This window comes from Sphingobium sp. PAMC28499 (assembly GCF_004795815.1).
Classification (GTDB): Bacteria; Pseudomonadota; Alphaproteobacteria; order Sphingomonadales; family Sphingomonadaceae; genus Sphingobium; species Sphingobium yanoikuyae.
In genome coordinates this window covers 2334711-2355036 of sequence record NZ_CP039248.1, presented here as the reverse complement: position 1 = coordinate 2355036, position 20326 = coordinate 2334711, and the positions used below count along the sequence as shown (strand labels likewise).

Annotated in this window: 16 protein-coding genes; 9 read left to right on the top strand and 7 right to left on the bottom strand. The window is 65.7% G+C overall.

The annotated features are described in order from the left end of the window. Positions 1-5 precede the first annotated feature (5 nt). The 7 genes from E5554_RS11425 to E5554_RS11395 all read left to right on the top strand — a co-directional run bounded on the left by E5554_RS11425 (position 6) and on the right by E5554_RS11395 (position 7691). On the top strand, positions 6-920 hold the full coding sequence (locus tag E5554_RS11425; RefSeq protein ID WP_004207740.1) for a sulfite exporter TauE/SafE family protein: 915 nt from the start codon (positions 6-8) through the stop codon (positions 918-920). After that, positions 917-1675 (top strand): TIGR02186 family protein, encoded by a 759-nt coding sequence (locus E5554_RS11420; protein WP_136186855.1) that lies wholly within the window; start codon positions 917-919, stop codon positions 1673-1675. Before E5554_RS11425 ends, E5554_RS11420 begins: the two co-directional genes overlap by 4 nt. 224 nt (positions 1676-1899) lie before the next feature. Then, entirely contained in the window at positions 1900-2637 is a 738-nt protein-coding gene (locus E5554_RS11415) for an AcvB/VirJ family lysyl-phosphatidylglycerol hydrolase (RefSeq protein ID WP_136186854.1), read from the top strand. A 3-nt stretch (positions 2638-2640) separates the two neighbouring features. After that, positions 2641-3051, top strand: a complete 411-nt coding sequence (locus E5554_RS11410; protein WP_125988174.1) for a DUF2147 domain-containing protein — start codon at positions 2641-2643, stop codon at positions 3049-3051. 6 nt (positions 3052-3057) lie between these two features. After that, positions 3058-5601, top strand: a complete 2544-nt coding sequence (mprF, locus tag E5554_RS11405; RefSeq protein WP_136186853.1) for a bifunctional lysylphosphatidylglycerol flippase/synthetase MprF — start codon at positions 3058-3060, stop codon at positions 5599-5601. Positions 5602-5640: 39 nt separating this feature from the next. Next, positions 5641-6033: a VOC family protein gene (locus E5554_RS11400; RefSeq protein ID WP_136186852.1), complete on the top strand. Its 393-nt coding sequence runs from the start codon at positions 5641-5643 to the stop codon at positions 6031-6033. A 53-nt stretch (positions 6034-6086) separates the two neighbouring features. Beyond that, entirely contained in the window at positions 6087-7691 is a 1605-nt protein-coding gene (locus E5554_RS11395; RefSeq protein WP_136186851.1) for a family 43 glycosylhydrolase, read from the top strand. Between the two features lie 375 nt (positions 7692-8066). Here E5554_RS11395 and E5554_RS11390 read toward each other — a convergent pair whose 3' ends face one another. The 4 genes from E5554_RS11390 to E5554_RS11375 all read right to left on the bottom strand — a co-directional run bounded on the left by E5554_RS11390 (position 8067) and on the right by E5554_RS11375 (position 15485). Next, positions 8067-9560 carry a PepSY-associated TM helix domain-containing protein gene (locus E5554_RS11390; RefSeq protein ID WP_136186850.1) on the bottom strand — a complete coding sequence of 498 codons (1494 nt, stop codon included), beginning with the start codon at positions 9558-9560 and terminating at the stop codon, positions 8067-8069. Beyond that, a complete protein-coding gene (locus E5554_RS11385; protein WP_136186849.1) occupies positions 9557-10123 on the bottom strand; it encodes a hypothetical protein in 567 nt (188 codons plus the stop codon). Before E5554_RS11385 ends, E5554_RS11390 begins: the two co-directional genes overlap by 4 nt. After that, the gene (locus E5554_RS11380; protein WP_136186848.1) at positions 10117-12414 is read right to left on the bottom strand and encodes a TonB-dependent receptor; all 2298 of its coding nucleotides are present in this window, start codon (positions 12412-12414) and stop codon (positions 10117-10119) included. Before E5554_RS11380 ends, E5554_RS11385 begins: the two co-directional genes overlap by 7 nt. Before the next feature lie 188 nt (positions 12415-12602). Continuing rightward, positions 12603-15485 (bottom strand): TonB-dependent receptor, encoded by a 2883-nt coding sequence (locus E5554_RS11375; RefSeq protein WP_136186847.1) that lies wholly within the window; start codon positions 15483-15485, stop codon positions 12603-12605. Between the two features lie 367 nt (positions 15486-15852). Between E5554_RS11375 and E5554_RS11370 the strand changes: the two genes are divergently transcribed. Continuing rightward, complete coding sequence (locus E5554_RS11370; RefSeq protein ID WP_136186846.1) at positions 15853-17256, top strand: pectate lyase; 1404 nt, start codon at positions 15853-15855, stop codon at positions 17254-17256. Further along, positions 17253-17639, top strand: a complete 387-nt coding sequence (locus E5554_RS11365; protein ID WP_136186845.1) for a cupin domain-containing protein — start codon at positions 17253-17255, stop codon at positions 17637-17639. The genes E5554_RS11370 and E5554_RS11365 overlap by 4 nt, the downstream gene beginning before the upstream one ends. A gap of 9 nt (positions 17640-17648) precedes the next feature. On the opposite strand, the gene E5554_RS23035 is transcribed toward E5554_RS11365, so the two are convergent. The 3 genes from E5554_RS23035 to kduD all read right to left on the bottom strand — a co-directional run bounded on the left by E5554_RS23035 (position 17649) and on the right by kduD (position 20312). Continuing rightward, positions 17649-17825 (bottom strand): hypothetical protein, encoded by a 177-nt coding sequence (locus E5554_RS23035; RefSeq protein WP_164488846.1) that lies wholly within the window; start codon positions 17823-17825, stop codon positions 17649-17651. 74 nt (positions 17826-17899) lie between these two features. Beyond that, positions 17900-19468, bottom strand: coding sequence for a carboxylesterase/lipase family protein (locus tag E5554_RS11360; RefSeq protein ID WP_136186844.1), 1569 nt, complete (start codon positions 19466-19468; stop codon positions 17900-17902). 88 nt (positions 19469-19556) lie between these two features. Further along, entirely contained in the window at positions 19557-20312 is a 756-nt protein-coding gene (gene kduD, locus E5554_RS11355) for a 2-dehydro-3-deoxy-D-gluconate 5-dehydrogenase KduD (protein WP_136186843.1), read from the bottom strand. Positions 20313-20326: the final 14 nt, after the last annotated feature.

Below are 20326 nucleotides of genomic sequence, written 5' to 3'. Positions count from 1 at the left end.
GGGGCATGGATCTATACCTGCCCATCGCCAATCTGTCGGTGAACGCCCTGGTCATCATCGGACTGGGTGGCGTCGTCGGCCTGTTGTCGGGCATGTTCGGCGTGGGTGGCGGCTTCCTCACCACGCCGTTGCTGATCTTCTATGGCATCCCACCCACGGTCGCGGCCGCCTCTGCCGCCAGCCAAGTGACCGGCGCCAGCGTATCGGGCGTCGTTACCCATATGTCCCGTGGCACCGTCGATTTCCGCATGGGCGGCGTACTGATCGCCGGCGGCGTGGTCGGCGCGGGCCTTGGCGTCCTCATCTTCCGCCTGCTCCAGTCGCTGGGGCAGATCGATACGGTGATCGGCATTCTCTATGTGCTGATGCTGGGCGGCATCGGATCGCTGATGGCGAAGGAGTCGATCCAGGCACTGATCGCGCTCAAGACAGGCAAGCGCATGCAGGCGCGCAAGCGCCGCCACCATCCGCTGGTCGCCGCACTGCCGATGCGCTGGCGCTTCTATCGCTCGGGCCTCTATATCTCGCCGCTGGCGCCGCTGCTGCTGGGCATGGCAACCGGCATCCTGACCATGTTGCTGGGCGTGGGTGGCGGCTTCATCCTGGTGCCGGCGATGCTCTATCTGCTCGGCATGAACACCCAGTCGGTGGTCGGCACGTCGCTGTTTCAGATCCTGTTCGTCACCATGGCGACGACGATGATGCACGCGATGACGACCAAGGCGGTCGATCTGGTGCTGGCCATGCTGCTGCTGATCGGCAGCGTCACCGGCGCGCAGGTCGGCACCCGGCTGTCGATGACGATCCGCCCCGAATATCTGCGCATCCTGCTCGCCGCGATCGTGCTGCTGGTCGCCGCGCGCATGGCGCTGGGGCTGGGCTGGCGGCCCGACGAAATCTTCACGATCGACGTGAAATGAGGATATCCCGCCTCATCCTGCCGGCCCTGGCGCTGCTGCTGAGTGCCGCGGACGAACCGCAACTGGTGCCCGATGTGTCGCAGCGCGAGGTCGAGATCCAGTACAGCTTCACCGGCGCGGACCTGCTGCTGTTCGGCGCGATCGTCTATCCCGACGGTCGGCGTCCGGACAAGCCGGCGGACATCGTCGTCGTGCTGAAGGGCCCCGAACAGTCGATCACCATGCGCGAGAAGCAGAAGGTCGCCGGCATCTGGGTCAATGCCGACCGCGCCCGCTTTCGCTCTGCGCCCAGCTTCTACGCCATGGCCTCCTCCCGACCGATCGCCCAGATCGTCGATGAACGCACGGCGGCGATTTACGAACTGGGCGTCGACAAGCTGCAACTCTCCCCCTCATCGCTCAACGACAGCGCGGAGCTGGACCGATTCCAGGCTGGCCTGGTCGATCTGCGCCAGCGCAACGGCCTGTTCGTTGAACGCCCCGGCACAGTGGAGATCAGCGACGGCGTGCTCTATCGCGCCCGTCTGCCGCTTTCGGCCCGTGTGATCGTGGGCGATTATACCGCCGAAACCTTCCTGGTGCAGGATGGCCGCGTCGTGGCAGCGGCCGTGCGCGACATCCATATTCGCAAATCGGGCTTCGAACAGTTCATGGCCGTCGCGGCCGAACGCTGGTCGTTCCTCTATGGCCTGACCGCCATCGCCCTGGCCGTCGGCATGGGCTGGGCCGCCGGCGCAGTCGCCCGCCGGATCTGATCGGCCGCCTCTCTAAAAGTTCATCTTCCAGCCACGCTACCGCAGGCCGTCATGGACCATATCGGTCGTGCCACCTCCCCTCCCCCTTGGGTGGCACGAAACAGGCCAGCTTGGACCAGCTGGCCGAACGGTCGGAACGCGTGGGTCTTGTTCCGACCGCTCACAGCCCGGCACGTCGGTCTCCTCCCGACGTGCCGGGCGCTCGGGTCTATCGAGGAGACGGCATGATGGCGCGCAGCGGCAAGAGCATCCGATATATCCTGCCCATCCTGATCCTCGCTCTGCTGGCAGCGGCCTTCCAATGGCTCGGCTATCTGGGTGGCGACCCCTTTTCCCTCTCCCGCCCACAGGGCTATCGGCCGGGCCATGGCACCCCGGTCGCGATCATCCTGTCGGGTGACATGGGCATGAAGGTCGGCATGGGGCCGGGCATCATGGCACGCCTGACGCGAGACGGCCTGCCGACCGTCGGCGTCAATTCGCTGACCTATTTTCGCAAGACCCGCAGTCCGGCAGAGGCCACCGCACTGATCAGCCAGGCCCAGGCCCTGGCCCACGGCATCGATCCCGCCGCGCCGGTCATCCTGATCGGCCAGTCCTTCGGCGCCGACATGGCGCATGTCGGCCTTGCCGCGCTGCCCCCCGCGCAACGCCATGCCATCGCCATGGTCGCACTGGTCGTGCCAGGCGCCACGGTCGAATATCGCGCTTCACCCGGTGAGATGTTCACCTTTGCCATGACGGAGGCGGACGCCCTGCCGACCGCGCGCAAGCTCGACTGGGCGCCTTTGCTCTGCGTCCATGGACAGGAGGAAGCGGCTAGCCTGTGCCCATTGCTGCACCAGCCCAATGTGCAGACCGTCGCGCTGCCGGGCGGGCATCCATTGCACCATGATGTCGATGCGCTCTACCATGTCCTGCACGCGGCCTTCGCCCGGCAGGGATTGATCCGGAAGACCTGACCCATGCATCACGCCCTGCGCCTGTTCCTTGCCGGCATCAGCCTGATCATCGCCGTTCCGGCGATGGCGGCCGATCCGGTGCTGGGTTCCTGGATCAATCCGCGCGGCAGCGTCACGGTCACGACCGGCGCCTGTCAGGACAGATTGTGCGGCTGGGTCAGCCACGCCAATGCCGAGGCGCTGGCCGATGCCAGCGATGCCGGCATCCCGCATCTGGTCGGCACCACCCTGTTGCAGGATTATCGCCCCAAGGGACCGGGCCATTGGGCCGGGCGGGTCTATGTGCCCGACATGGGCCGCACCTTCTATTCCACCATCGACCAGCAGGGGCCGGACCAGCTGAAGATTTCCGGCTGCATCCTGGGTGGGCTTTTCTGCCGCAGCCAGCTCTGGCACCGGGTCAAGACGGGGTAGCGACAGATGGGGGCCATGACATATTTGCGCCGTTACCAGACGCCCTTGTCGGTCGGGCTTGTGGTGCTGCTCGCCGCGCTCGGCTTCGTCGCGCTCTACCATCTGCTGCACGATGTGCATGTGCGCGACATCCGCGCGGCCTTTCATGCACTTGGCCCGACAGCCCTGATCCCCGCCCTGCTGCTGACCGGGATCAGCTATGTCACGCTTACCTTCTACGACGTGCTGGCGCTGCGCTCGATCGGCCGCCCCTTGCCCTATGGCACGGCGGCGCTCGCTTCCTTCACCAGCTATACGCTCAGCCATAATCTGGGCCTGTCGCTGCTGACCGGCGGATCGGCGCGCTACCGCATCTACAGCGCGGCGGGGCTGGGTGTTGCCGATGTAGCGCGGGTGGTCGCGATCGCTGGCGCCACCTTCTGGGGCGGCGTCCTGACGCTGGCGGCGGCCATGCTGGTCTGGCGGCCGGAGACGCTGTCGATGGGCGATGTCCGCCTGTCCGCGCCAATGCTGCGTTTAGCGGGCAGCCTGACCCTCACGGCCATCATCGGCCTGATCCTCTTTGCCGGCCGGCAGGGACGGATGCTGCATTTTGGCCGCATGTCGCTGCCGCTGCCGCCTGCCTCGCGCATATTCTGGCAGATCGGCATCGGTGTGATCGATCTCGCCGCGGCCAGCGCTGCGCTGTTCGTCCTGGTGCCCGGCGTCGGCCTGCACGCCTGGCCTGCCTTCTTCCTGGGCTATGCGCTCGCCATCGTCGCCGTGCTGCTGACCCATGTGCCCGGCGGCGTCGGCGTGTTCGAACTGGTGATGCTCGCCGCCCTGCCCGGCGTGGACCGGCCGCAACTGGTCGCCGCGCTGCTCGCCTATCGACTGGTCTATTATATCCTGCCGCTGCTGATCGCGGTCGGCATCATCGTTGCGCAGGAGGGCTGGCGCTGGCGGCAGCCGTTGCGGCGTACCCTGCGCGGCCTGCAGGCCGTCACGACCGGCCTGGCACCGATCATGACGGCAGCGCTCGTCTTCCTGGGCGGCGCCATCCTGCTGGTATCGGGTTCGCTCCCGGCCATCCCGCACCGGGTCGCGGCCCTCAACAGCGTCGTACCCCTCCCCTTCCTCGAAGCCTCCCACATGGCCGGCAGCCTGGTCGGCGCGGCGCTGCTGATCCTGTCGGCCGGCCTCTATCGGCGGCTGGACGGGGCCTTCTGGCTGACCCGCATCCTGCTGCTGGCCGGCGCAATCTTCTCGCTGCTCAAGGGGCTGGATTATGAGGAAGCGGCGGCGATGCTGCTGATCGCCGCGCTGCTGCAATGGGCGCGCCCGGCCTTCTATCGTCGGACCCAGCTCATCGCCGACGCCTTCACCCCTGGCTGGCTGGCGACGGTCGCGGTGGTTCTGGCCCTGTCGGTCTGGATCGGCTTCTTCGCCTACAAGCATGTCGAATATCAGAACGACCTCTGGTGGCATTTTGCCGCCCGCGCCGATGCCTCGCGTTTCCTGCGCGCCAGCCTGGCCGTTGCCGTCCTGCTGATCGGCGTGGCGCTCTGGCGCCTGCTGCGCCCGGCCGCGACCATTCCCGCCTTGGCCAGCAATGCCGCCGTCCCGCCGGAGGCTGCGCTGGCGCTGGCCGAACGCACCGACGCCAATCTTGCCTATATCGGCGACAAGCGCTTCCTGGTGTCGGATGGCGGCACCTGTTGCCTGATGTACCAGATCAGGGGGCATAGCTGGATCGTCATGGGCGATCCGATCGGCACCCGGAGCGAATGGGCCGACCTGCTCTGGCGGCTGCGCGAACAGGCCGACGCCGCGCAGGGGCGGCTGCTGCTCTACCAGATCAGTCAGGACATGCTGCCGCTGGCGATCGAACTGGGTCTGCAGATCGTCAAATATGGCGAGGAGGCGCATGTCGATCTGGCCGGTTTTACGCTGGACGGCCCGGATGCCAAGCCGCTGCGCTATGCCGAGCGGCGCGCGGCGCGGGAGGGTGCCAGTTTCGAGATCATCCCCGCCGCCATGCTGGACAAGGAAATGGACCGGCTGGCCGAGATTTCGGCCCATTGGCTCCAGGCCAAGGGGCACAAGGAAAAATGCTTCAGCGTCGGCCGGTTCGATCGCGCCTATATGGCGCGGTTCGACTGCGCCGTGGTGCGGCAGGAGGGCAAGATCGTCGCCTTCGCCAATATCTGGGCCGCGGCCGACCGATCCGAACTGTCGGTCGACCTGATGCGCCATGACGAGGACGCCCCTTATGGCACGATGGATTTCCTCTTCATCCACCTGATGCTGTGGGGCAAGGAACAGGGCTATCGCTGGTTCAACCTGGGACTTGCGCCCTTGTCCGGCCTCGAAGCTCGTCGCCTCGCCCCGCTCTGGTCGAAGCTGGGCGCCCTGCTCTACCAGCATGGCAATGCGCTCTATGGCTTTGAGGGGCTGCGTGCCTACAAGGACAAGTTCGGGCCGGAGTGGGAACCCCGCTTCGTCGCCGGGCCGCAGGGCCTGTCCTTCGGCCGGGCGCTGCTCGATCTTCAGGCACTGATCGCCGGATAGCCATTGCGCGGTGGATGCATCCCGCGATAGCGCTGGGCGATGCACGCCATCCATCATATCGCCATCATCGGGTCCGACTATGCCCGGTCCCGCTATTTCTATGTCGACATTCTCGGCTTTGCCGTGCTCAACGAGGTCTATCGCGCCGAGCGGGACAGCTGGAAATGCGATCTGGCCGTCGGCGGCGCGCAGATCGAGCTTTTCTCCTTCCCCAATCCGCCACCGCGCCCCTCGCGCCCGGAAGCCTGTGGCCTGCGCCACCTTGCCTTTGCCGTCAGCGACCTGGATGCGGAGGTCGCCCGGCTCGAAAGCCATGGCGTGGCGTGCGAGCCCGTGCGGATGGACGAATATACCGACCGGCGCTTCACCTTCTTCGCCGACCCCGACGGACTGCCGCTGGAGCTTTACGAAGAAGAGGTCCGCGCCATTTGACAGCATCAGGCCATGGCCCTTAGGTAACCGGTATCAATAATCGGGAGAGGGTCATGGCAGTCAGCCGACGGGACGCATTGCTGGCGACGGCTTCGGCGGCGCTGGCGGGTGGTTTGAGCGAGGCGCGGGCGGCGCCCCCTGCCCCACCGGCCACGCCTGCCCCCGCGCCCGACTGGCGGCGCGGCTTCGACAATCAGCGCGTCGCCGACCTGGGCGACGGCCGCTTCCTCAATCCGCTGATCGCGGGCGACCATCCCGATCCCACCATCCTGAAGGATGGCGCGGATTATTACATGACCTTCTCGACCTTCGATTCCTATCCGGGCCTCATCATCTGGCATTCGCGCGACCTGGTGAACTGGCGGCCGGTCGGCCCGGCGCTGCACAAGAATATCGGATCGGTCTGGGCGCCTGAACTGTGCAAGCACAAGGGCCGCTATTATCTCTACATCCCGGTCAAGGCGTCTCCCAACACCAGCTATGTGATCTGGGCCGACCGGATCGAGGGGCCGTGGAGCGATCCGATCGACCTGCATCTGCCCAACCATATCGATCCGGGCCATGCGGTGGGCGAGGATGGATCGCGCTGGCTGTTCCTGTCGGGCGGCGACCGGGTGCGCCTGACCGACGATGGCCTGGCGACCGTCGGCCAGCCCGAACATGTCTATGACCCCTGGCACTATCCCGACGACTGGGATGTCGAGGGTTTCTCGCCCGAAGGCCCCAAGATTTTGCGCCATAAGGACTGGTTCTATCTGGTGACCGCCGTTGGCGGCACCGCCGGGCCACCGACCGGCCATATGGTGATCGCCGCCCGGTCGCGGTCGATCCATGGACCGTGGGAAAATTGCCCGGCCAACCCGATCGTGCGCACCGTCGACCGCGCCGAAAAATGGTGGTCGCGCGGCCATGCCACCCTGGTCGAGGGACCGGATGGCAGCTGGTGGTCGGTCTATCATGGCTATGAAAATGGCTATTGGACATTGGGGCGGCAGACGTTGCTCGACCCGGTCGAATGGACGGCGGATGGCTGGTTCCGCATGACCGGCGGCGACCTGTCGCAACCGATCGCCAAGCCGAGGGGCGGCCAGGCCGGGCCGCATGGCCAGACGCTGTCGGATGATTTCAGTTCGCTGCACCTGGGATCGCGCTGGAATTTCTTCAAACCGGCGCCGCAGGAGGCGCAGCGGGCGCGGGTCGAGAACGGATCGCTGATCCTGAAGGCCAGCGGCACCGCGCCGTCCAGTTCGTCGCCACTGCTGCTGGTGGCCGGCGACCAGGCCTATCAGTTCGAATGCACGATCGAGATCGCGCCGGGTGGCGTCGCCGGCCTTCTCCTCTTCTATGACGAACAGTTGTATTGCGGGCTGGGCTTCGACCAGGAGCGGTTCGTCACCCATCAATATGGTATAGAGCGCGGCCGCCCCGCCAATCCCCATGGCCGCCGGATGCGGATGCGCGTCACCAACGACCGGCACATCATCCGCTTTCACATCAGCGGCGATGACGGCAGGAGCTGGACACGCTTCGACCGGGGGATGGAAGTGTCGGGCTATCACCATAATGTGCGCGGCGGCTTCCTGATGCTGCGCCCCGGCCTCTATTCTGCCGGTGCGGGTGAAGCGCGCTTCACCGACTTCCGTTTTCGCGCACTCTAGGCCGATTGGGGCCGACACGGGACGCGACAGTCGAAGTTCACAGTGTCGTGCGGGCTATTTCGGGCCAATGCGCCTGTGATGCACCCACGACGCGCCGGTCATGCGCCTGTGACGCGACAGTGGCGGGGGAAACGGGTCACGCCCGCGCGCCTTCGACGCGACACCAAGGCGACAGTGAAGCGACAGCCACGCGACAGGCGGGTGGTCTGGCGAGGAGATGGGGCGGCTCTTGCATCCCCAAGGGTAAATCAGAGAAGGGGCGAGTAGGAAAGCCGGGGCAGTTGCGCGAAAGCTCACCCCGCTGCGATTGGCGCGCTGCGCGCGCCAGTCTCGCTTCCCCTCCCGCCAGCGGGAGGGGAACGACAAGCCCCGGCCCTAGGCCTTGGCTGGCGCGCGGCTGCGCAGCAGCGCGAGCAGCAGGCCGATGCCACCGGCAAGCAGCAGCAGGTCGACCAGCAGCCCCTGCCTGCCCGCCAGCAGTGGGGCGCCGTGAAGCAGCGCCACCGCCAGCAGGCCAGCGACCAGCGCCCATTGCAGACCGCGAGACAGACGCGGACCGGGCAGCGCCTTCGCCATACCTGCGGCCAGCACCGACAGGATGGTGAGGCCCAGCCAGACCAGCGGCAGCGGCGCTTGCGGCAGGGCGAAGGCCAGAACGGCGGTGAGGACGAGGATGACCGGCTGGCCCCAGCAGATCGCCGCCCAGATCCGTTCCCATTGCGGCACGGGCCGGCCGCGATCGCGGCGGCGGGCCAGCCAGATGGTCACGCCGCTGGAGGTAACGATGCACAGCGCAATGCCGAGCAGGCCATAGGCGATCCGCACGGGCAGCCCGCCGAACCAGCCGAAATGCAGCTGGCCGATGCCGCTCAGCATCCGGGTGCCGGCGACCAGATCCTGCGGCTGTTCCTGATGGAGCAGTTGCCCGCGCGCATCATATTGCACCTCATCCTGCTGTGTCAGCAAGTGCGACCGGCCGCTGTGGATCGAGATGCGCATGTCGGCGCGGCCGGGCCGTTCGACCATGATATTGTCAGCAACGGCCGCCGGCGCGCGGGCGCGGGCATCGGCGATCAGCCGGGCGATATCGGGAATGGGCATGGCGCGCGCATCAACCTTGGGCGGCGGATCGAGGAAGAGTTCATAGACCTTCCCCATGTCGCCGCGATAGAGCAGCATGGCCAGCATCGCGACGATGATGGTGCTGAGGCCCAGCAGCGCGCCGGTTAGCGCCAGGGTGAAGTGAAAGGGCAAGGCCCAGATGCCGAGGCGATTGTGCAGATCCGCCTCCTGCAGCCGGCGCGAACCGCCCAACCGCAGATGGAAGGCATCGCGCAGGACGCGCGGATGCGCCAATATGCCCGACACCAAAGAGGAGAGCAGCGCCACGCCGGTCAGGCCGACGATGAACTGCCCCCAACTGCGCGGCAGATGCAGGTTGATATGGAGGTGGATCAGGAATTCGGTCCAGACCGCTTCGAGATCGGACAGCGCACCATCGGCCGCCACGCCCCATTTATGTTCATAGGTCGCGCTGAAGGCCGTGAGGCTGGCGCCATCCTGTTTCGCAGTGGGCAGCGACAGATAGAGGGTGGTGTCGGCCGGCGCGCGTCTGGCCGCTTCGGCGATGGCGCGGGCGGCAGAGGCATCCGACAGGCTGGTCACCACCGGCGTCGCCGGCACTTCCCATCGCTCCAGATCGGGTGCGAACACCGCGACCGTGCCGGTCAGGCAGACGATATAGATGATCGCGGCAAAGGCGAGGCCCAGCACCGAATGGCTGCTGAGCACAGATCGCACCGTTTCGGGCGACAAGGGCCAACGCCATTTCTTTGCCCGGCTGTTGGTCTGGACGCTCTGGTCGTTCATGCGGCCCCTCCCAAGGCGGCGAGGCCGAAGCCGATGATGCTGGTGCCGACCAGCACGGCGGTCGCGCGGAGCAGGCGACGGTCCGCCAGGGTCCAGGTCATGGCCAGCCCCCAGAGGATCGGAAGCAACAGGCCGCCGAGCACGATCCGGGTGCGCGGATCACCGGGCAGATAGACCGTAACGCAAAAGGCGACCCCCATCGCCGCCGTCATGCCGAGCGGCCCGGCGAGCAAGGCGCGGAGCACCCCGCGCCAGAAGCGGCCCGGTTCCTCCAGCGGCTCGGGCGCGACATCGCCATCGCGCACCCGTGCCGCCTTGCGCCGGACCCGGCCGAACCAGATGATGGCGAGCGCGCCGATCCCCTCCATCGCCAGTCCCAAGGCCAGCCCCTTGACCGGCCCGATCAGCAGGAAGGCAGCGACCAGCAGGCCGATCAATACGCCCCATCCCGCCAGCAGCAGGCCAAGCACGGAGCGGTCCCGCCGCACCCAGGAGCGGCGCAACAGGGCAGCGCCCAGGGCGCCGCCGGCGATGAGCAGCAGGCTGGCGAGCGTGATCACCAATGGACGCTCGCGCCGACGCCGACGGTCTGGGGTTCGCCCAGGATCGCCTGATGAATCGCGGCATATTGGTACTGCATATAATCCTCGTTGAGGATGTTGCGGGCGAAGACGAACAGCGACCAATGATCGGTCTCATAACCGATCTTGCCATTGACGACCGTGCGGCCGCCGACCTTGTACTGGCCCTGATCCTGACCGACGCCGGTGAAGACCGACGACCGGTAATTGGCGTTGAGATTGGCGACGAAGCCCGGCCCGAACTGCGCATTGACGCCGCCCGACAGGGTCCAGCGCGGCGCATAGGGGAATTGGGTGTCGGTAAGATCAACCGTGCTGGTCGCCCCGGCGGGCAGGACGAAGTCGGTGAATTTGGTGCGGACATGGCCGACCGAGCCATAGAGATCAATGCCGCGCGCGATAGTGGCATTCGCTTCCACCTCGAACCCGTAAAGATGCGATCCTGCCGCGTTCACCGTGTTGTAATCATAGGCATTCTGGCCGAAATAGGCGGTGACCTGCTGGTCCTTCCACGTCATGTAGAAGGCATTGGCATTGAGCGTCAGGCGCCCGTCGAGCCATTTGGAGCGCAGCGAGCCTTCATAATTCCAGCTATATTCCGGGTCATAGGCGACCAGCAGGGCGCGGGCCGGGTTCTGGCTGGAGCCGCCCGAGCGATAGGCGCGCTGGACGGTGAAGGCGGTGGTGAGGTCCGGCGTCCAGTCCATGCTGATCCCGGCCTTGGGCAGGAAGGCGTTGAAGCTGCGGCTGTTGGACGCCAGCGGCGAAGAAGCATCATCGACCAGCCCCAGAACGCCCTGGTTGATCAGCGAAATGATCGGGGCATAGGCCGCGCCGAGGAAATTGGCATCCGGCAGCGTGCCGTTGAAGGTCGCCACGGTTTGCGCAGCATAGCGGTTGCGCTCATGATCGTAGCGGAAGCCGCCGATCAGGGTCAGCCGGTCGGTCAGCTTGAAACGGGCGTCGCCGAACAGCGCCATCGTCTCCACCTTTTCGGGCTGGTCGGCCGAATAGGCGACCGGGATGACCGGCAGTTGTGCCGCATAGGCATTGCTGAGGAAAGTCGCCTGCGCCGCAGTCGCGCCATTGGCGCGCAGCAGGGCGGCGATGGTGGCGGTCGGCGTATCGATGTTCACTCGGCTATTCTGGTCGATGCTGCCGGTGCGGCGATAATACCAGGCGCCGAGCAGGCCGCTCAGCCGTTCGCCATCATAGTTGAGGCGCATTTCCTGGGTCAGGGTGCGGTAATTATAGCGATTGTCGATCGCCTGGATATCCTGCGGCGTGCCGTCGGTATCGATCACCGAATGGACGCGCGAGCGGTTCCAGGAGGTGACGCTCGACAGTTTCAGCCCCTGGGCCAGCGGATAGCTGATGTTGAAGACGGCAAGGTCGCTGTCGATCTTGCCCCGGCTGGGCTGGTCGCCCGTGGCGATACGGTGATTGAAATAATTGGGCACGTCGGTGCGGGCATATTCGTAGAGATAGCCGCCGTCGCGCCGGACGCGATTATAGCTGGCGACTGCCTCCAGCCCCGGAATGGCCTGGGGCGTCCATTTGATCTTGCCGCGCAGATTGAGCGATTCCAGCGCGTCGCTATATTCGTCGCGGGTGACATTGTAGATGAGGCCGCGATCGTTGCGGCGCTCGGCCGACAGGCGGATGCCCAGTTCATCCTTGATGATCGGCCCGCCGATCGCGGCGGAGAAGGTGCGATCATCATATTCGCTCCACAGCACGCGCGCGTCACCGCCCCAGCGGGTCAGCGAGGGATCCTTGCTGGTGATGACGATGCCGCCGGCCAGCGCATTGAGGCCCTGGATGGTCGATTGCGGGCCACGCAGCACTTCCACCTGCTGCACATCCCACAGGTCGGTCGGGCCGCCATAAAGCGCCCATTTGGGCACCGGCGCGCCATCGACATAGACGCTGGCGGCGTCTGCCTGCCCGCCCGCGCCGACGCCGCTGTTGCTGATGCCGCGGATGGTGAAGCCCGACGAACCATAGGTTTCGGACAGGTTGGCGGTGCGGTTATAGACGTCCTGGATGGTGATCAGCGCCTCGCGCTCGATCGTCTCGGGCGTGACAACGGCGATGCTGGTCGGGGTCTGCTGCAGGGTGCGGGCGCTCTTTTCGCCGGTGACGATGATGTCGGCGCGAGCCTGGTCCATATCGGCATCCGGCGCCTGCCCCGCCAGCGCTGGGCTGGCCAGGGCAGCACCGGCCAGTGCGACGATCGCCGCCCCGGAAAAGAAGAAAGACGACCGCACCATATAATCCCCCAAATATTCTTGGCGGCGCCATATTTGAGAACGCTAACGCGAGTCAATGTCATTATATGAATGGACTATTGCTGTCGTCTGCCCGGCACCGCCCCTGCCCCACCGCCGGCCCAAGAAAAAGGGCCAGCCACCTCGTGCAGAAGGCGGCTGGCCCGTGACGGCGCGACCCGAAGGGAGGATTACATTTTCACGCGCGCGCCGAACTGGAAGGTGCGGCCGAAATGGTTGTACTCATAGTTGCGATTGGCATCGAGGTCGGTGTAGCGGCCGCGATATTCATCGGTCAGGTTGATGCCGTCGAGAGTGAATTCCAGCCAGTCGGTCGCCTTGTAACGGACCGAGGCATCGACATTGACGGTCGAATTATAGCCTTCGAAGACGTTGCCGGTGCCGCTGTTCTGGTCGCTATAAGGCCCGCGATAGCTGGCCGAGACGCGCGCGCTGAAGCGGTTGTCGTCATAATAGAGGGTGCCGTTATAGGCCCGCTTCGACACACCGAACAACGTGTTCTCCCGCGCGACATTGACCAGGCCGCCACCCGGCACGACCGCCGGCCCCGACACATTATAGGTGGCGTTGGAGTCGATGAAGGTCGCGTTGGCCAGGATGCCGAAATGCTTGAAGATCCCCGGCAGGAAGGTGAAGGGCAGTTGCAGCGCGATTTCCGCCCCCTTCAGCGAAGCGCCGGTGCCGTTGACGGTGGTCGCGATGGTCCAGATCGGTTCCGCCTGCAGCGCCGGATTGAGCGCGGCGGGCGAGGAACTGACCAGCACCGAAGCCGGCAGGCCGGTTTCCGCGAAGGTCGCGTTGGAAATGGTCGCGGCGACCGGGAAACTCTGCACATCCTTCTTGAACAGGGCGACCGAGAAGAGCGACTGGGGCGCGTAATACCATTCGACCGCGAGGTCATAGGCGGTCGCGCGATAGGGATTGAGATAGGGGTTGCCGTAGCTGACGCGATACTGGAAGCCGTCGGCCGAACCACCCGGCGTCAGGCTGCCCAGCGTCGGGCGGGTCATCACATCGGCCACCGCCGCGCGAATGACCAGCTTGTCGGTCGGGAACAGGGCCAGGTTGGCGGCCGGCAGCCAATCCTCATAGCTGCGCTTGATCGTCACCGGGATGCCGCCATTGAGGCCGGTCGAGCGCTGGTCGGTCTTGGCATAGCGCATGCCCGCGTTCAGCGCATATTCGAGGCCGAACAGGTCGCCCTTGGCATCGAACTGGAAATAGCCGCCGGTCACTTCCTCGCGCACCGACCGGTTGTTGCCGACGTCGAGCGCCAGCGCGCGGTCATAGAGTTTGGTATAGGCGGTCGCCGCGTCCAGATTGGGGATCAGCCACTGGGTGGTGGTGCCTGACGGCTGGCCCGCCTTGCCCAGGGTGAAGAGTTCGCTCAATTCCGGCGTGGCCTGGAAGCCATAGACCGCGCTCGGGCCGAACAGGCTGGTCGGCGAGCAGGTGATGGTGCCCAGCACCAGATCCTTGCCGCCATTGCCGCAGACGGCGGTATCGCGCTGATAGCCGACGGTCTTGAAGTCGAACCGGCGCCACATCGAACCGACCTTCACGGTCAGCCCCTCCGCCGCGTCCCATTCGGTGCGCAACTGCGCGGTCTTGAAGCGGTTGGTGGTGTTGGACGGACGGTCGCGGATTTCGGCGAGCTGGAAATTGGCCGGATCGGTCACGCTGGTGCCGAAGGTCAGCTTGGGATGCTTCATGTCGCTATAGTCATAGCTATAGCCCTGGGCGTCGCGATCATCGAAGACCACCGTGGTTTCGACCGGAATGTCGGCGTTGGACTTGGACAGGCCGCCCAGCAGGGTGAAGCGGAACTTGTCCGTCACATCCTGGTCCCAGGTGCCGCCGACCTGATAAAATTCGGTGCTGGACTTGCGCAGATAATGTTCGGTGCGGACCCAGGCATCGTTGAGCGTGGCCGAGATCATGTTGCCATTATCGTCATAGACCGGATTGACGACATTGATCGACCGCTCGTTGGAGCGCAGCAGCACTTCGCCCCACTTCTCCTCGCGGGTTTCCTTGAAGCGCGAATAGAGGCCGTCGATCGAGATCTTGGTCGCGTCGGTCGGCGCGAACTGGACCGATCCGGTCAGGCCCAGCCGCTCGCGATCATGGCGCACCTCGCCATAGCGCGGGATGCGCGGGTGGAAGGACAGCGCGGCATCGTTACAGGCTGCGCTTGGGATATAGGAACCGCCCGAATTGGGCTGGGTGAAGCAGGCCGTGCCATCGACATTGTCGAAGCGGGCCTGGGCCCAGCGCACGCTGTTATTGCCCAGTTCCTTGGTATCGAGCGTCGAATAGGCGGCCGACAGGGCGACGCCGAAGCGGCCGTCGGCCGATTTCCAGGATGCGATGCCGGCCAGACGCGGCCCCCAATTCTTGGCCAGGTCATTGTAGGAAGCGGTCGCCGAACCGACGAGGGTCAGCCCCTCCTTGCCACCGAGCGGATTGCCGGTGTTGAGATCGACCACGGCGCCAAGCGAGCCTTCGTCCAGCGAGGCTTCGGCGGTCTTGTGGACGACCAGCGAGCTGAACAGCTCGGACGCGAAGACGTTGAAATCGAAGGAGCGATCGCGGTTCGAGCTGGCACCATCGGTCGAGGTGGCGACCGTTTCCAGCCCGTTGACGCGCACGCGGGTGAACTGCGCGCCTAGGCCGCGCACGGTGATCGCGCGCCCTTCGCCGCCGTCACGCTGGATCGAGATGCCGGGGATACGCTGCAGGGATTCGGCGAGATTCTGGTCGGGGAACTTGGCGATATCCTCCGCCACGATCGCGTCGACCGAACTGACCGACTGACGCTTGAGGTTGATCGCCGCGCCCAGCGACTGGCGGAAACCGGTGACGATGATGTCGGATTCCTGGGCTGCGGCACCCGCCTGCCCCTGATCCGGCGCAACCGTGGCGTCGCCCTGCACGGACTGGGCCTGGGCATTTTGGGCCTGAGCGGCGGAAACGCAGGCGATGGCGCATGCCAGGGTCGAGGCTGCGGACAGCCATTTCCGGGCGGACGAAGCCTGTACGAACGCAATCATAGAAACATCCCTCCATATTTCCGCCACGCCTCTTTGGGGGTGCGGCCCGATGTTGTCCCCTTGAAGACACCGGTGTCAGAAACTTGTGACCCGACTGCGGATCAATGTCAATGATCATTGCGGCAATTATGTCTGAAGCGGCCGAGTCAGCGCTCGCGGCGATTTTCCGCGCCCTCCTGTCGAAAAAGCGTCCATATCGAGCCATTTTGCACCGCAATATGGGCCACATGGCGCATAATGGCGGAGCGCAGCCCGCGCCTTCGCCTCGTTGCCACAATGACTGCAAACAGATTCGACACCGGTGTCAAATTGCTTGCATCATCGCCGTCACGGTGCAAGTCTGGCCAGGAGAGGAGCTTTCGGAAGCATGAAAATAGCCGCCAGACTGATCGCCCTGCCGCTTGCCGGCCTTGCCCTGATCCCCCTGCCCGCAACTCTATCCGCCACCCCGGCCCGGACCAGCACATCCAACGCACAGGCCGCGTTTCCGGACGCCGTCGGCTGGGCATCGACCACGCCCGGCGGCCGGGGCGGCCGCATCATCCGCGTGACCACGCTGGCGGCCGATGGCCCCGGCAGCCTGAAGGCGGCGCTGGAAGCAAAGGGCCCGCGCATCGTCGTGTTCGAGGTCGGCGGCGTCATCGACATGGCGCGCCAGACCATCACCATCCGCGAACCCTATCTGACCATTGCCGGCCAGACCGCCCCCTCCCCCGGCATCACCCTGATCCGGTCGGGCATCGACATCGCCACCCATGACGTGATCATGCGCCATATCCGCGTGCGCACCGGGGTGGACGACCAGCCGCTGCTGAGCGGATGGGAGGCGGATGCCATGTCGGTGGTCGGCGGCCATGACATCATCGTCGACCATTGCAGCTTCACCTGGGCAATCGACGAGAATATGTCGGCATCCGGCCCGCGCTTCAACGGCAAGACGCCCGACGAATGGCGCGCCAACACGGCGCACAACATAACCTTTTCCTATAATCTGGCGGCCGAGGGGCTGGCCAATGCCAGCCATCCCAAGGGCGAGCATAGCAAGGGCACGTTGATCCACGACAATGCGACCAACATCCTGATTTATCGCAACATCTACGCCCATAATGTCGAGCGCAACCCGCTGCTGAAGGGCGGCGTCCATGCCGCCGTGGTCAACAACATCATCTACGATCCGGGCGAGCGCGGCGTGCATTACAACCTGATGGCGCTGGAATGGGGCGAACATCCCTATCAGAATGGCAAGCTGGCGGCGGTCGGCAATGTCATGCGCGGCGGCGTATCGACGGCGACCGGCCTGCCCTTCCTGACCTTGGGCGGCGACGGCGACCTGGAATATTATGGCAAGGACAATCTGGCCGTCGACAAGTTCGGCAAGCCATTGCCGATGTTCGGCCGCTATGGCGAGACCAAGGCCAGGCTGATCGAGACGCAGACGCCGCCGACCTGGTGGCAGGGGCTGGACGTTCTACCGGTGCGCGATGTCGAGACCCATGTGCTATGGCGCGCGGGCGCCCGCCCCTGGGACCGGGATGCCGATGATCTGCGGGTGCTGTTCTTCGTCGCCGAAGGGCGCGGCGAGATCATCGACAATGAGAAGCAGGTGGGCGGCTATCCCAAGTTCGCGCCGACCCGCGCGCCCTTTGTCGAGGGCGACTGGAACCTCGACACGATGGAGCCGAAATCGGGCCGCTATCCCGGCCAGAAGGACGAGACAACCGAACATCTGTCGGACCGCGACAAGATGATGCGACAGGAGCCAAAGCCATGAGCCTGATGCTGTTGCTGGCGGCCGCTGCTGCCCCGCCGATGGTGGTCGTCGACGAGCGCGAGGTGATGCGCGACGAGCCGCCGCCCCATGGCGAGATCGGCATGTCGACCGCCTATCGCATCAGCGACGCCGTGCCGCAGCCGCGCAGCATGGAATTCCGCAAGCGCGTACTGCATGTCGGCGCGGCGATCGGCGTCCATCTAATCGCCCATGACGAGGTCTATTATGTCCTGTCGGGCGAAGGCGTGGTGACATCCGACGGCGTGGAAAAGCCGCTGACACCGGGCATGGCCGCCTATCTCTACAAGGATGCCAAGGTCGGCATCCGGCAGATCGGCAAGGAACCGCTGGCGCTGATCATCAGCTATCCGGTGGCTCACTGACCCGACATGTTACCAGGCGCGCGGCACATTGCCGATGCGCTTGGCGACATCGGCCTCGATCGCGTTGAGTTCGGCCTGGCTGAGCACACCCGACAGCATCAGCCGGCGCATCAGTTCATCGACAAGGGCAGCGAGAAAATGCAGCTCGCCGCGTTCCGAGACATAATCCACATCCTGCGTATCCATGCGGTTCCTCCAACTGCATGGGCGGACTCAACGCGCCCACCCCCTTTTGGTTGCGGCCCGGCAACGAACGGCGTTCAACTGCCGGGCTGGATATAGGGGACGCGAGCGAAGAGTTCCCGCTCCCAGCCGCGCGGATCGCTTTCCACATGGCTGTCGAGATCGACGATCATCGTCTGGCGCCGGTCCAGCCGATATTGCGGCCAGGGCGCCATTCCGCTGCCATTGGGATCACCGCGCCGAGCGAAGGCCAGGAAACGCTGCATCAGCGCGCGCGACGCAGCCTGGGCACCTGCGCCCGTGCCGGTGAAGCTGCCCGGCGCATCGAGCGTGCCGAAGGCGAGCGCGATATCCATGGTGTGCGGCGCGCCGCGTTCGGGCTGGGTCGGCGAGGCGAAATCCACCTGATAGACCCAGGTCGGCGCATCGGCGCGGGCCCGCGCCTCCGCCTCAAGCACCTGACCCGGCCAGCTGCGCCCAGCCGTGGTCGCGGCATAGAAGATGCGCTCCGCCGACCAGTCGGGATAGCGCGCGCGATATTGGGCGACGATCCATTCGGGCGAGAGGTCCATGCGCAGTTCCGGCGCGATCCGGGCGGCGAGGTTGGACCATTCGAGCCCCTGGAGCTTGGGGCCATGGAGATCGATGAAGGCGCGGGTCTCGTCATGGGTGTTGCCCAGCATCATCGGGATCGCCTGCGACTGGGGCGGCGCATCGGGCCAGAAGGGGTGGCGCGCAAGATGCGTCATGTCGAGCACCGGGCCCATGTAGAGACCGCCGCCCAGGATCGGGTCTTGCGCTGCCAGCCCCTCCACCAGTTGCGCGGTCGAAATTGACAGCAAAGATGACAGGTCATCGGCCTCTACGCCCAGTCGGGCGAGATAGGCCTGCGCCCGCTTCGTCGCGTTGAGCGGGCCCGACGCCGTCACCTGCTGCCCGCTCATGGTGATGGCGCGATGGAACAGGCCGGCGGCGGCGGGCATCGCCATCATCGTCGCGATCTTGGCGCCGCCGCCCGACTGGCCGAAGACCAAGATATTGCCGGGATCGCCGCCAAAGGCCGCGATATTGTCGCGCACCCATTGCAGCGCGAGGATGAGGTCGAGCTGGCCTGCATTGCCGCTGTCGGCGAAGCGCGGATCGAGCCGGGCGAGATAGAGATAGCCGAAAATGTTGAGCCGGTGGTTGACCGTCACGACCACGACATCGCCCTGCGCCGCCAGCCGATCGCCATGGGTCAGCGGATCAACCACGCTACCGTTGGAATAGGCGCCGCCATGGATGTAGAGCATCACCGGCCGCTTGGCACGCGGGTCCGGGCCGGGGGTCCAGATATTGAGGAACAGACAATCCTCGCTCTCCGGCTCCTGCTTGCCCTGTTGCGGGCAGGACGGCGCGAAGGCGCCGGCATCGGCCGTGCCGGTCCAGTCGTCGGGCGCAAGCGGCGCCTGAAAGCGGCGGGGCGCGGTATCCTGACCATAGCGCAGGCCGCGAAAGACATGGAGGCCGCCCTCGCGGGTGCCGGCAACCCGGCCCTTGCGGGTCGTCACGATGCTGGCGGTGGCGGCATGGGCCGGGCGAGCGAGACTGGCGCCCAACAGGGCCGCAGCCCCGGTCAACGCGCTCCGCCGGTCGATATCGGGCATCCGTCCTCCTGTGCTGGGTCGGGAGGCTGAGCCCTCCTCTTGGATTTTCCTCCGTTCGCGTTGGAATCGCGAACGGAGGTCATTCAGTTCAGCGGGCCAGCCAGCCGCCATCGACGGCGAGGACATGGCCATGGATATAGTTTGCCGCCGGCGAGGCCAGGAACACGGCGGCGCCGCCAATGTCGCTTGGGTCGCCCCAGCGGCCGGCCGGGATGCGTTCCTGGATCTGGCGGTTGCGGGTCTCGTCGGCCTGCAGCGCAGCGGTGTTGTTGGTCGCGATATAGCCCGGCGCGATCGCGTTGACGTTGACGCCCCTGGCCGCCCATTCGTTCGCCAGCAGCTTGGTGAGGCCGGCGACGCCACTCTTGGACGCGGTATAGCTCGGCACCCGGATGCCGCCCTGGAAGGAGAGCAGCGAGGCGATGTTGACGATCTTGCCGCTGCCCTGTGCCAGCATATGCCGCCCGGCCGCCTGGGCGAGGAAGAAGGTGGACTTCAAATTGGTGTCGATCACCGCGTCCCAGTCTTCCTCGGTGAAGTCGACGCTGTCGGCGCGGCGGATGATGCCGGCATTGTTGATCAGGATGTCGAGCCCGCCCAGTTTTGCGATCGTCTCGTCGACAACGCGCTGCACCGGTTCGATGCTGGAAAGATCGGCCGAGACGATCTCGGCCTTGCGGCCGAGCGCGCGAACCTTCTCGACGGTCTCTCCCGCCGGGGTGCGGCCGACCGCCGCAATGTCGGCGCCCGCTGCAGCCAGCGACAGCGCGATCGCCTGGCCAATGCCGGTATTGGCGCCGGTGACGATGGCGACCTTGCCGCCAAGATCGAAGATAGTGCTCATGTCAGGACTCCCTG